This window comes from Guggenheimella bovis (assembly GCF_054492335.1).
In genome coordinates this window covers 90,404-103,099 of sequence record NZ_JBQWTF010000002.1, presented here as the reverse complement: position 1 = coordinate 103,099, position 12,696 = coordinate 90,404, and the positions used below count along the sequence as shown (strand labels likewise).

16 protein-coding genes are annotated in these 12,696 nt (G+C 43.9%); 1 reads left to right on the top strand and 15 read right to left on the bottom strand.

Features of this window, described 5'->3' with window-relative positions:
• Positions 1-17: 17 nt before the first annotated feature.
• The 7 genes from ACUB3H_RS06970 to ACUB3H_RS06940 form a co-directional block, all read right to left on the bottom strand.
• Positions 18-449, bottom strand: a complete 432-nt coding sequence (locus ACUB3H_RS06970) for a GNAT family N-acetyltransferase (protein WP_459129961.1) — start codon at positions 447-449, stop codon at positions 18-20.
• A complete protein-coding gene (locus tag ACUB3H_RS06965) occupies positions 424-567 on the bottom strand; it encodes a FeoB-associated Cys-rich membrane protein (RefSeq protein ID WP_459129960.1) in 144 nt (47 codons plus the stop codon). Before ACUB3H_RS06965 ends, ACUB3H_RS06970 begins: the two co-directional genes overlap by 26 nt.
• Positions 564-2,417, bottom strand: a complete 1,854-nt coding sequence (gene feoB / locus ACUB3H_RS06960) for a ferrous iron transporter B (RefSeq protein ID WP_459129959.1) — start codon at positions 2,415-2,417, stop codon at positions 564-566. Before feoB ends, ACUB3H_RS06965 begins: the two co-directional genes overlap by 4 nt.
• A complete protein-coding gene (locus ACUB3H_RS06955; RefSeq protein WP_459129958.1) occupies positions 2,402-2,635 on the bottom strand; it encodes a FeoA family protein in 234 nt (77 codons plus the stop codon). Before ACUB3H_RS06955 ends, feoB begins: the two co-directional genes overlap by 16 nt.
• A 65-nt stretch (positions 2,636-2,700) precedes the next feature.
• Positions 2,701-2,994 (bottom strand): hypothetical protein, encoded by a 294-nt coding sequence (locus ACUB3H_RS06950; protein ID WP_459129957.1) that lies wholly within the window; start codon positions 2,992-2,994, stop codon positions 2,701-2,703.
• Positions 2,991-3,791 (bottom strand): DsbA family protein, encoded by an 801-nt coding sequence (locus ACUB3H_RS06945; protein ID WP_459129956.1) that lies wholly within the window; start codon positions 3,789-3,791, stop codon positions 2,991-2,993. The genes ACUB3H_RS06950 and ACUB3H_RS06945 overlap by 4 nt, the downstream gene beginning before the upstream one ends.
• A 3-nt stretch (positions 3,792-3,794) precedes the next feature.
• Complete coding sequence (locus ACUB3H_RS06940) at positions 3,795-4,361, bottom strand: YdcF family protein (protein ID WP_459129955.1); 567 nt, start codon at positions 4,359-4,361, stop codon at positions 3,795-3,797.
• Positions 4,362-4,417: 56 nt separating this feature from the next.
• Between ACUB3H_RS06940 and ACUB3H_RS06935 the strand changes: the two genes are divergently transcribed.
• Positions 4,418-5,134 carry a YebC/PmpR family DNA-binding transcriptional regulator gene (locus ACUB3H_RS06935; RefSeq protein ID WP_459129954.1) on the top strand — a complete coding sequence of 239 codons (717 nt, stop codon included), beginning with the start codon at positions 4,418-4,420 and terminating at the stop codon, positions 5,132-5,134.
• Positions 5,135-5,160: 26 nt separating this feature from the next.
• Here ACUB3H_RS06935 and ACUB3H_RS06930 read toward each other — a convergent pair whose 3' ends face one another.
• Genes ACUB3H_RS06930 through ACUB3H_RS06895 form a run of 8 tightly spaced genes read right to left on the bottom strand, consistent with a single transcriptional unit; the run spans position 5,161 to position 12,655 of the window.
• The gene (locus tag ACUB3H_RS06930; RefSeq protein ID WP_459129953.1) at positions 5,161-5,292 is read right to left on the bottom strand and encodes a hypothetical protein; all 132 of its coding nucleotides are present in this window, start codon (positions 5,290-5,292) and stop codon (positions 5,161-5,163) included.
• An 8-nt stretch (positions 5,293-5,300) separates the two neighbouring features.
• The gene (locus ACUB3H_RS06925) at positions 5,301-6,434 is read right to left on the bottom strand and encodes a sodium ion-translocating decarboxylase subunit beta (protein ID WP_459129952.1); all 1,134 of its coding nucleotides are present in this window, start codon (positions 6,432-6,434) and stop codon (positions 5,301-5,303) included.
• Between the two features lie 10 nt (positions 6,435-6,444).
• Positions 6,445-8,220: an SLC13 family permease gene (locus tag ACUB3H_RS06920; RefSeq protein ID WP_459129951.1), complete on the bottom strand. Its 1,776-nt coding sequence runs from the start codon at positions 8,218-8,220 to the stop codon at positions 6,445-6,447.
• A gap of 33 nt (positions 8,221-8,253) precedes the next feature.
• Positions 8,254-8,937, bottom strand: coding sequence for a hypothetical protein (locus tag ACUB3H_RS06915; protein WP_459129950.1), 684 nt, complete (start codon positions 8,935-8,937; stop codon positions 8,254-8,256).
• A gap of 46 nt (positions 8,938-8,983) precedes the next feature.
• Positions 8,984-10,951 (bottom strand): alpha/beta hydrolase family protein, encoded by a 1,968-nt coding sequence (locus ACUB3H_RS06910; protein ID WP_459129949.1) that lies wholly within the window; start codon positions 10,949-10,951, stop codon positions 8,984-8,986.
• Entirely contained in the window at positions 10,948-11,715 is a 768-nt protein-coding gene (locus ACUB3H_RS06905; protein WP_459129948.1) for a type III pantothenate kinase, read from the bottom strand. Before ACUB3H_RS06905 ends, ACUB3H_RS06910 begins: the two co-directional genes overlap by 4 nt.
• Complete coding sequence (locus tag ACUB3H_RS06900) at positions 11,712-11,990, bottom strand: thioredoxin domain-containing protein (protein WP_459129947.1); 279 nt, start codon at positions 11,988-11,990, stop codon at positions 11,712-11,714. Before ACUB3H_RS06900 ends, ACUB3H_RS06905 begins: the two co-directional genes overlap by 4 nt.
• Entirely contained in the window at positions 11,987-12,655 is a 669-nt protein-coding gene (locus tag ACUB3H_RS06895; RefSeq protein WP_459129946.1) for a uracil-DNA glycosylase, read from the bottom strand. Before ACUB3H_RS06895 ends, ACUB3H_RS06900 begins: the two co-directional genes overlap by 4 nt.
• Positions 12,656-12,696 lie beyond the last annotated feature (41 nt).

Below are 12,696 nucleotides of genomic sequence, written 5' to 3'. Positions count from 1 at the left end.
TAAGTATACCCCAAAAACTATTTTTTCTTCAAAACCATATCGACATGCATAATTCCTGCATCGTCATAGGGTTCACTCACAACTTCAAATCCAAAGGCTTGATAGAATTTAAGAATATACGTCTGTGCTGATAAATAAAGATCTTCGTTGTAATCCTTTAAGACCTCTTCCATGAGTCTACGAGATAGCTTTTGTGAACGTTTATCACTTCTTGTTACAACGCGTCCGATGGCGCGATAATCATGCACGATACCTCTTGGAATGACGCGAAGATAGCTTATGATCTCTCCGTTTTCCTCAAAGAAGTAATGCATCGAAAGAAGGTCGTTCTCATCGACGTCTCCGTAGATACAGTGCTGTTCCAGCACAAAGACTTCTGAACGAAGTTTATAGATTCCGTGGAGTTCTTTGGTTGTCAGTTCTTCAAAGGACTTTTTTATGAGTTCCATGTTTTTTTCCTTTACATCCACTGCAGCCTCCACAACGAGACTCTCTTAGATCTTTCCATGTATAACGAAGTGCTACAAGAAACGCCACTCCGATTAGTGCCCATATGATGACGTTCATTGAGCCCTCCTTATCTTATAGCTTATTAGTATAGCATAACCTAGTAGGATGACGATCGCAGCGGGAAGACTAGGTAATACGGTTCCATAGAAGAGAATTGAACCCACCTGGCTGATCACAATCGATGTGATGTATCCTACAGAAAATTGGAATATTAAACTCGTTCGAAACCACGAAGGACTTTGTAGCTCGTTTTTCATCGCTGCCATGGCTGCGATACAAGGCGGTGTAAAGAGGTTAAAGGCTAAGAAGGAATAACCTAAGACAGCATTCATTCCGGTCGCTACAAGGCCCGTCTTGGCACTTCCTGCACCTAATAGGACAGCTAAGCTACTTACGACATTTTCCTTTGCGATAAAGCCTGTGACTGCACCAGCAAGAAGTTTCCATGATTCGAGACCCATGGGATAGAGTACAAAGGCTAGATGCCTTGTTAAGAAGGCTAGAAGCGAGTGCTCCATACGATCGGCCACAGAAAGCGTCGGTGTAAAGGTCATAAGGACCCAGATGATACCGCTACTTACGAAAATGACGGTCGATGCCTTATATAAAAAGGACTTGGCCTGTCCGAGCATTCTTCGGACGGCTTGACGAACATTCGGAAAGCGGTAATCGGGAAGCTCTACGATAAAGGGCTTGGCTCCTTTCGTAGGATAGATCTTCTTCACGAGATGACCACTGATAACGATAATAAAGACCGCTAGGATGTAGATGCTCGGTGCGACCCAGCTCGACTTTGGAAAGAAGCTTACACTGATTAAGCCGATGACGGGAAGCTTCGCAGAACACGGAACGAAAGGCGTTAAGAGCGCTGTAATTCGGCGCTGGTTAGCATTTTCAATGGTTCTCGTTGCCATGACACCAGGGACGGCACAGCCGCTACCGACGATCATAGGAATGATCGATTTACCACTTAAGCCAAAGGAGCGGAACCACTTTTCCATGAGCACAGCAACACGTGCCATATATCCACTGTCCTCTAAAAGTGATAAGAGGAAGAAAAGGAGCATGATGAGAGGAATGAAACTAATGATGCTTCCTACACCTCCCACGACGACGTGTTCAAAAAACTGCATGATGAGTGGATCGAGTCCTGGAATGTGATGTATTCCTTGAAGGAGGAAGCCATCGATGAGGTACTCTTGGATGAGATCACTCATAAAGGTTCCCACTGTTCCTACGGAGATCGCATAGACAGCCCACATGATCAAAAAGAAGCACACGATACCTAAAATCGGATGGATAAAAATGCGATCGAGCTCGTCAGAAAAGCTAAGACCTACGGACTCCCGCTTTGCCGTAAGGGACTTTTCTAAAAGCGACTGAATAAAGTCTCTTCTCTCTCCCACTTCAAGCTTTTTTACAGGCTTCGTGTCGATCCGCTTGGCTTCTTCTATAAGTGCATCGAGTCCCTTTCCCCTTTCCGCTTCAATCTCGACGACGGGAGCATGTAATCCTTGAGAGAATGTTAAAAAGTCGAGCTCATCTCCCCGCTTTTCTAAGATATCCATCTTGTTTACCGCAATGACGGTAGGAATACCGAGTTCTAAGATCTCTGTTGTAAAGAATAAGGAGCGCTCTAAATTGGCGCCGTCAATGATGTTAATGAGGACGTCGAAGTCTTTTTTATGTATGGCGTTCGCTGCTACTTGCTCATCTAATGACTTTGAGGACATAGAAAACGCCCCTGGAAGATCGATGATTTCTATCGTTTGATCCTTCTGGTAGGGCGCTGAAATTTGTTCTACCGTCACACCAGACCAGTTTCCTACTTGTTCTGTGCGGCCTGTCAATCGATTGTAGAGCGTCGTTTTTCCTGAGTTTGGGTTTCCTGCTAGTGCGATTCGCATGATTCTTGCTCCAACTGGATGATTCCGGCAAGTGAACGATCGAGCGCAAAGCGACTATCCTTGACAGAAACGATATAGTTATTTCCTAATACGCTAATGAGGCGAATGCGGTCTCCCTTTGCACATCCAATGGAGGATAGAAAGTGAAGCGTATCGTCATCAGCTTTAATATTTTTTATGACGCCTTGGTAACCAGCATCAAATTGTGCCAATGTCATTATGACCTCCTAATTGAGAATGATTATCATCTTCAATATGATTTTAACACTGACACATCACATGGTCAAGAATAGATTTCTATAATCCAGTTCTCCCTCGCTCCAAAATGAATCGTCTCCCCTTCTATAAAACGATCTTTAGGAAGTCTCGTCAGATAGATTTTTCTCTGTCCTTCTAAATCGAGGACAATTTCTCTCTGATTTCCTTCTTCTTGAACGCTAAAAATGACCCCTGAGTGTTTTACGATGGGCCCCTTCATACGTCGATTCGTTGAAATGATATTTTTAATCATTCCGATGATCGCTATTAGAAGTGGAATGAGAACGATGATTACAAGTAGGATCCATAAGGACATCATGGCCTTACATCCTCTAAATAGAACCCTTCATAAAATTCCTTCCATTCGGAAGACGCTACCTTCTGCTCCTCTACAAAGCGGTTCACATCCTTGGGATCCACCTCATAGAGCATACTGATCTCTTTCGTATAGAGCCTCTTCATTTCACGTAAGACCTTTTTTAATTCCGGTACCGGCTCTGGCTTTAACTGAAAGACACTCGCAGCATTTTCGAGGTTTTCAAGATTAATCTCTTCTTCTAAGCGGACGGTCGATTTCCCATCCTCAAAGATGATCGTAGGAAAGGAATTGACTTTATATTTTCGAACCATCTCAAAGTCCTTATCCATAAGTTCTTTTCCCTTTTTAGAAGTTGAAAGATTGATCACCTTCTTCTCATCAAAAGGAAATTCTTTGCAGATGGATTCTAAGATGCTTTCTCTAGAAATGTTCTGATCAAAGACAAAAGCAGCCTCCTGAAGGCGTCTAAAGAAGCGGAAGGCATATTGAGGATACATGGCTTCAACGACGTTAAAGACCTTCGCAGAAGGATACGAGGTATGAATCGGGTCTCGAAGCCATAGGCTACCGGAGACGGGCATGTTGGAATACTCACTCGTGTCTCTCCAGGCCCTATAGATGTCTCCTACCGTGTCGAGGTTTAGCTTTTTCTCTTTGGCCCATTCGTCTAACATGACGCCCATGACAAAAGAAATTTGTACCTGATGGCGGTAACGATAGTAAAAGGTAATGAGGTCAGCGTCAATCGCCCAGCTGTTGACGTCTACTGTATCGGTAAAATAGATGAGTCGAATCATAAACTACTCCTTTTTAGGAAAGTCAAAAAGTATGGTTTTCATTAGTGCAAAGACTTCTCGAACCATAGGCTTAAACCTAGAAGCACGAGGCGTCTTTGCCTTTAATACGAAAGCCTCAAAACCATAACGCGTCGCAATGAGCTTTGCGCGAAGAGCGTGGTAATCGCTCGTTACAATGAGTATGCGATTTCCCGAAAAATGGCGCTCCCAGATGTATTTTGACTTTTCAATGTTTAGATGTGTAGAGATGGATACATCTTCTAGATAGATCCTCGAATTACTAATACCCCTCTTTACAAGCCAATCCGCCATGGCTTGTGCTTCACTCTGTTTTTCATCGCTTCCCTTTCCGCCGGAGACGATGACCTTTTTATCGGGATGGTCTAAGAGATACTGAAGTGCCTTTTCGAGTCTTCGAACGAGCGTCGGACTCGGCGTCTTTCCATTGAGCTTCGCTCCTAAAATGATGACACCAGAGACTTCTGGAATCTCTTCCGTTTTTACCGATTCAATCTGAATCGATACGTATAGTGCAAGAATAATGCAGATGGGTAAGCTAAAAAAGTACATATCGCCTCATTTCTTATGGTATAATGTATTGGTTACATCACTTGAAAGGAGAAATCATGGGCCGAATTCATAACATTGAAGGTCGTAAAAACGCACAAGATACGAAACGCGCTGGTATCTTTACGAAACTTGGCAGAGCTATCATGGTCGCAGCCAGAGAAGGTGGCCCTGACCCCGAGTACAATGCAAGTTTGATGAGTGCTATCGACAAAGCTAAAGCTGCTAACATGCCGAAAGATAACATCGAAAGAGCAGTGAAAAAGGGCAGCGGAGAGTCAGACGGAGCCGTTTACACGCAAAACGTTTACGAAGGATATGGTCCTTCTGGCGTTGCCATCTTAGTTGAAAGCCTCACCGATAATACGAATCGCACGAGTGGCGAGGTTCGTTCTTATTTTACCAAAAATAACGGTAACTTAGGTGCTCCTGGTTCAGTAAGCTACATGTTCGATCACCTTGGAGTCCTCGTCATCGATAAAAAAGACGGAATGGATGAAGATGAAGTCATGATGCAAGCACTCGATGCAGGTGCAGATGACTTTGCTGCAGAGGAAGATCACTTTGAAGTCTATACTTCAGTAGAAAACTTCCATACAGTACGTGAAGCACTAAAGAAGGTTGGATTCGAATTCAGCGTCGCTGAACTTCAATACATTCCTCAAACCTATGTAGACCTCACCAATGAAGCAGACATTAAGAGCTTAACGCGCTTAATCGATTCATTAGAGGAAAACGACGACGTTCAAAACGTCTATCATAACTGGAATAACTAAACGGTGTGCCAAGGCACACCGTTTTTTTATTCTTCACTTCCAGGAAATAATTTGTTTAGTATCACGATCGTGATATAGACAAGGAAAATGACGAGAAAGACGCCTAACATTCCCCAAAGGGCTGTAGGTAAGGATGAAATAAAGCCTTCTACGTTCATGGGACCTCCTATCCGATAAGTTTAAGGACTAAGTTAAGTAAGAGTCCACCTGCAATGACAGAAGAAATCTGTCCAGCAACGTTTGCACCTACAGCATGCATCAAGAGGAAGTTCTGATTGTCTTCCTTTTGACCCATCTTGTGAATGACTCTTGCAGACATCGGGAATGCGCTGATACCAGCAGCACCGATCATCGGGTTGACTTTTTCTCTAGCAAAGAGGTTCATTACCTTAGCAAAGAGTACTCCACCGATCGTATCGAAGATGAAGGCGATGAGTCCTAAGCCGAGGATCATGAGTGTCTCTACGGAAAGGAAAGCCTCTGCTTGCATCTTTGTAGCGACAGTAAATCCTAAGAGTAGCGTAATGAGGTTTGCAAGTTCCTTTTGAGCCGTTTGGTTTAAGGAATTTAATACGCCACACTCACGGATGAGGTTACCGAACATCAAGAAGCCTACGAGGGCTACGCTCTTTGGTGCAAAGAGACCAGCGATAATCGTAATGACGATTGGAAAGAGAATGCGAGTCGTCTTGGAAACACTATTTTGACGGTAAGTCATGCGGATCTTTCGCTCCTTTTGAGTCGTCACAAGACGAATCGCAGGAGGTTGAATGATCGGTACGAGTGCCATGTAGGAATAAGCAGATACGATGATCGCACCTAAGTACTTACTCTTTAAGAACATGGCGACGTAAATGGATGTTGGTCCATCGGCTGCACCGATGATACCGACGCTTGCAGCATCTTTTAGGTCGAATCCTAGAAGGGTTGCCATTAAGAAGGTAAAGAAAATTCCAAATTGAGCAGCTGCTCCAAAGAATACCATCTTAGGATTCGATAGAAGTGGTGTAAAGTCGATCATGGCACCGATACCGATGAAGAGAAGAAGCGGGAAAAGTTCGTTAGCAAGCCCAGCTTCAAATAGCGTATCGATCGGACCAATTTCCTTGACTCCATTTACAATTTGAGTCACAGCGCCGTTTAAGGGAAGGTTTACGAGAATTGCACCAAATCCCATGGGAAGAAGTAGAGATGGCTCCATGTCCTTTTTAATCGCAAGGTAGATGAGCACAGCTCCAATGACCCACATGACGATCTGCTGCCAAGTGAGATTCGACAGGTTTTCTACGATAGTTTCCATAAAGTCTCCTTTAAAGTGGGAATACAAATAAGATTACAGGAATCGAAACGAGAAGTGTCACGACGGACACGACAAGTCCCGGCTTCCAGTAGTCACTAAACTTATAACCTCCTGGACCCATGATAACGGTACAGCTCGCATGACCAATCGGTGTCATAAAGGCTGCAGAAGAACCGATACAAACGGTCATTAAATAAGGGTCGATGGAGTGTCCGCTCGCTGTAGCGAGGCCGATTGCGATCGGCGCAAGAAGCATAGCAGCAGCGGCGTTATTGATGATATTTGTAAGAAGCATCGACATGGTCATTAGAACCATCAAAACGCCCCAAGGCGGGATGATACCTTGAAGTTTTACGAGCTCTGAGGCGATGAGCTTAGCAGTACCTGTCGTCTCGAGCGCCTGGCTCACAGGAATTAAAGCGCCCAGTAAAAAGAGCGTCGGTAGATCGATCGCATGAAGAGCTGACGAAGGCTTAATGACTCCTACAAGCACCATAAGAACAGCAGCTAAGGTAAAGACGATTTCACTTCCCAGGATTCCGAGCGCTACAACGAAGAGAGCGGCCACGAAAATGGATAGGCAGAGCATGGTTTTACCAGAGGAGTGCAAGCGAAGATCACGAGCTGCAAGAGGAAGTCCTCCGAGATCATTAAGCATCTCTCTTACAAGCCCCTCTGTTCCCTGTATGAGAAGTACGTCACCCGCTTGAAAGGGAACGCGGTTCGGGGCATTTTTCAAACGTTCTCCTTGACGAGAGATCGCAAGGAGATTCACGTGATATTTTCTTCTTAAGTCGAGGTCTTTTGCCGTTTTCCAAAGGAATGCAGAGTTCGGAAGGACACTCGCTTCAAAGAGACCGAAATCTTCGTTTTCTAGGTCAGATGATTCAATCTCCTTGTGGTCACTTAAAACAGAGTTTGTCGCTTTTAAAAAGAGTCCTAAACTATCTGCTGTTGATTCTACAATAAGCCTATCTTTCGGCTTCATAAAGCGGTAGAGATTCGGCTCTACAAGACCTTGACCTTCACGAACATAACCTACGACGGTAAGGTCTTTTAAAAGAGTGCGGTCGAGGTCTTTTAAGCGAAGACCATTTAATAAGCTTTCTTCCGTAACGACGATAGAAGACGTATAATCTTTAATTCGAAACACTTCATCGACGGTTCCTTTGGACTTTCTCTCAGGAATCAAACGAAGTGCTACAAAGACGATGATAAGAATCGATGCGATGCTCACAGCAAGACCAACCGGAGCAAAGTCAAACATTCCGAAAGGCTCACCTACTTCGGCTTTTCTAAAGTTACTGATGATGATGTTGGGTGGTGTTCCAATGAGCGTAATCATACCACCAAAGAGGGATCCAAAGGCCAAAGGCATGAGGGAAAGCGAAGGTGAATACCCATTTTTTCTGGCAAGACCGATGGCAACAGGCATAAAGAGAGCAAGAGCTCCAATGTTATTCATAAAGGCGCTAAATAGCGTAACCCCCACGACTAATAGTGCAATTTGAAGCTTTACCGAGGAGCCATATTTTCCGATGCGGTCGGCGATGATTTCGACAAAACCCGTTTCTTCGAGAGCCCTACTCATGACGAGCACTCCTGCAACGGTAACGACGGCACCATTTGAAAAGCCGTTAAAAGCGTTTTCTTTTGGAACGAGTCCAAGAAGCACACTTACGACGAGTGCTAAGAGAGCCACAAGCTCAAAGCGAATTCGATTCATCGCAAAGAGCACGAGCATCACGACGAGAATTCCCAAAATGAGTATTTGATCTAGATTCATCTCTTCTCCTAAAAACAATAAAGGCTTACGCCTTTATTCTAATTCAATATCTTCAAAACTCGGTTGAATCGCTCTTTCTCTAGATTTTACGAGCGTCTTTAATTCCTCAATACACTCTGTAATGCGCTCATCCTCTAATGGATTTTGTAATTCCTTTACGAGCGTAAGAATTTCATCGTCGTATTCTGTGACCTTAGACATATCCTGAAAGCTGAGCTTTGCAAGGAGTTCTCTGAGATCAAACTGAAAAAGACGATCTTCATAGCGCTCGACAATCGCTCCGAACTGAGTTCTAGCATCTTCTAACGGGCTAACAGGCTTTGAAACGGCCTCTTCCTTCGTTTCACTCGTATTTTTTAATGTCAGCATGCTAAAGATCACAAGACTAACTAAGAGTAAAAACTGAATGATGACCATCGTCCAAAGCTGATCTTGACGTTTTCCCATGAAAACGACACTAATGATGATCGCAATGAGCACGTAGCCTAAGAGAACGACAGAAAGTTGCTTTTTAATTCTCGTTTGAGAAGGTTTATAGTAAATCGATTCTAAGGCGAGTAAGCCTAGAAGCGATACGCATTCACTGAGGATGAGAAAGAGGAACGCCACCCAGTCGATCACACTTTTTTCTTTGAAAACGACGAAAAAAAGTATGACGGATAAGAGGATGACTCCGAGCCCTGCGACGAGTGTCACAGTCCCTTTGTTTTGATTCATCTTGGCCTCCTTTCGAACCACACTAGCATTTTACCACAGATTCCGCCTATTTTTTCTTCTCAATTTTCTGATACTTCTTAAACCAAGACGAAATCTCTTGCATTCTTCTTTCGCGGTGTTTAGGCTTACCTGATCTTGAAAGCTCGTGGTTTTCATCGTGGAAGATGACCATACGCGTTTCCTTCTTAAAGTACTTAAGCGCTGTAAAGAGCTGCATGCCTTCGGCCACAGGACAGCGGTAGTCCTTATCGGCATGAAGAATGAGAAGCGGCGTCTTGATGTTTTTTGCGTACTTTAAAGGTGAGTGATGCCAAAGCTTTTCGAAGTTTTCCCAAGGATTACATCCCATCTGATCATCGACAAAGTAGTAGCCGATGTCACTGATGCCCCACATGCTCGTCCAGTTTGTGATGGAGCGCTGTGTACAGGCAGCACGGAAACGATCGGTGTGACCTACGATCCAGTTGGTCATAAATCCACCGTAGCTACCGCCTACGACAAAGACATTGTCTTTATCGATGTCCTTTTCACGTTGAAGCATCATGTCGCTAAAGGCCATAAGCTGATCGTAATCCTTGGTACCGTATTTACCACGGATGTCACTGAACTCATCTCCTCTACCATCACTACCTACAGGGTTACAGAAGTAGACGAAATAACCTTCAGCAGCTAAAAGTTGCATTTCATGGTGGTAGACAGATCCATAAACTGTCTTTGGTCCACCGTGAATCTCGAACACGGCAGGATACTTCTTACCCTTCTTATATCCAATGGGCTTCACAATGTAGCCGTGAACTTCTTCCCCGTCGACGACGACCGTCACTTCCTCTACAGGAGAGACTTCTTTCGTCTCTAGGAAGGCTTCATTTTCCGTTGTAATGCATTCTCCTCCAATAAAAATCTCTTGAAGCTTATTGGGGAGCATGTGAATGACTGCAAGTTCGCCATTTTTTACATCAAAACCATCGACACTTCCCAAGGTGTCGATTAAAACCTTTTCTTCGGGGCTGTAGCTCACGAGGACACCACTATTTATGCGTGTCTCAACAGTGTAGATCGTATCCCCTTCGACCTCCATCTCCTTCGCTGCTCCGTAGCGTGCATCCGTTCCTACAGTATTTCCTAAGCAAAGTGGTCCTTGAATGAGCGTCAACTCATTTTTCTTTTCGTCGTATTCAAAGAGCGATGGATTTTGGTTCAAGCCATGCTTGTCTTCCGGATTAATAACGAGTAGAATGCGATCCTTGTAGTAGAAGGCTCTATAGATTCGCTTATTCTTTAGCGGAAGTTTTCTTAATTTTAAGGTCTTTAGATCGAGTTCAAAGAGATCCGTATCAAACTTTAAGATACCTTTGTTTTCTAAGCATAGTACGAGTGCTCGTTTTTCTTCAGGATCGAAGGTAAGACCGGTTACAATCTTATTCTTAGGAGAAAGAACCTTTTTTTTCTTATTTTTTGCATCAAAGGTTACAAGCTCTACGCCCATTCCTGCCGTAAAGCTTCCACCGTTTTCCCAGAAAGGCGCTTCCTCAAAGACTTCATAATCAGCGTCATCTTTGCGCTTACTTCTCTCCTCTTCTACCTTTTCTCCGTATTCAAAGAGATCCTTTTCACCAAAGCGTACGGGCTTCGTTAAAAGATAATTGTTATCTCCCAACGCTTTCATACGTAGAACTGGGAAAGGAAACGATTCCTTTTCGACAGCTTCACCGCCAGAAAGACTGATCTCATAGAGAATGGATTCGTCTTTTCTCTTTTCGTCCTTCGAAGCACTAAAGAAGGAAATCGTCTCTTCATCGATCCACTCGATCTTTGAAGGATTTCTATCTACGGTTAAGCGTCGATGCTTCTTTTCCTTTCGGTCATAGATGTAGAGGTCACTTAAGTAAGCATCTTCTTTTAAAGAAGCATGTGTCTTTACGTAAGCGAGTTTTTTAGCCTCAGGGCTAAACTGTAGATCGCTATAAAAGGCCATCTTCTCTAGATCATTAAATTGTAAGGTACTCTTTTTCATTCTCTCTCCCTCTTTTTCTTCGTCAAATAATAAAGTCCATCATTTAATAAGAACTCGTCGTATACGAACGATTCTAAATCCTTCTCTTGAAAGAGCTTTGAAAGCCCTCCTGTCATCACACGACTACATTTCTTTCCGAGCTCTTTTTCAAAGCCATCGGCCATCTTTAATACACTCATAAGCGTACCCGTAACGATACCAATTTGCATACACTCCATGGTGTCGGTACCGATTAAACGCTCTGGTTTTTTAAGGTCAATCATCGGTAGCTGTGGAATGGCAGCATGAATACTTTGAGCCGTAAAGTAGATACCCGGAATCAGAGCTCCGCCATAATAAATATTTCCTTCATCGACGACAGTAAGCTTTGTGGCACTGCCAAGATCTGCAATGATAGCAGGAAGTGGATAGTGGAAAAAAGCACCGAAGCTCGTTGCGATGAGGTCACTGCCGAGCGTTTCAGGGTCAGTAATTCGAACATCAAAATCAGAGACGTTCTCGTAGCTTACAAAGTAGATCTCCTTTTCAGGAAAGAGATCATTCGTAAGATCCTTTAATAGATCTCTAAGCCTTGGAACGACACAGCTAATCGTAATGTGTGTAGCCACCTCAGTAAGTTCTTTGTGGTCATCGAAAAAGCGCTCGTAGACCTCTCGATCGGCTTCTCTTACGGTAGTGACTCTGCGGTCTATTAAACGCGTGCCGTCTTCATCATAGAGTACGCTTACGATATTTGAGTTTCCTACGTCGATTGTAAGTATCATTTTTCCCCCAATGTAGTAAAAAAACGTTCCAGTGTCGTATAAACTGCTTGAAAGTCGATGAGTCGCTCTGCGCGAACGATGACTTTATCCTCGAATGTCACGATGAGTGTCGGAATGACGAAAACGAGTGCTTGACTCGATCGTTCTCTCTCTTCCATCACATGAACCTGTTCGAATTCCAGATCGAAGACCTCTGCTAATTTCTTTGCCCGAGGTAGGAGCGTCGAGCAGACACCACAGTCCTCGCCATAGAAGTAGGTGAGTTTTCCCTTCATTCGAGCCTCCAGTCGATCTTTTGTCTTCCGACCGATTCTAAAAACGTATTCGCTTTCGAAAAGGGCTTCGAGCCAAAGAAACCTCGACTCGCTGATAGCGGCGAAGGATGAACACTTCGGAGCACCAAGTGCTTCGTTTCATCGATTACACGTGCTTTTTTTATTGCGAAATTCCCCCAAAGGATGAATACCATGGGCTCTTCTCGTTCATTGAGAAGCTCAACGATCTTATCTGTTAAAAAGGACCAACCGAGAGCTTGGTGAGAATTTGGTTCTCCCCCTCTTACAGTAAGGGAGGCGTTAAGTAAAAGTACCCCTTCCTTGGCCCACTTTGTGAGGTCTCCCGTCTGAGCTCTTGGAATCCCGAGGTCACTTTCTAGTTCCTTGTAGATATTTTGAAGCGAGGGAGGAAGCTTTGTGCCATCGTTTACACTAAAAGCAAGACCGTTCGCTTGACCGGGATTAAAGTAAGGATCCTGTCCTAAAATGACGACCGAAACGTCATCGTAATCCGTAAGGACCAAGCTTTCAAAGATCTTTCCCATCGGTGGATAGATCGTCTTTGTACGGTATTCTTGAATCAGCTTCTCTCTTAGCTTTAAATAATAATCTTTTTTAAATTCTTCCGCCAGTAGCTCATCCCAGCGGTTTCCAATGTGCACCATAGCACCCCCTATTTTATTTATCTTACCAATCGTTCTTGATT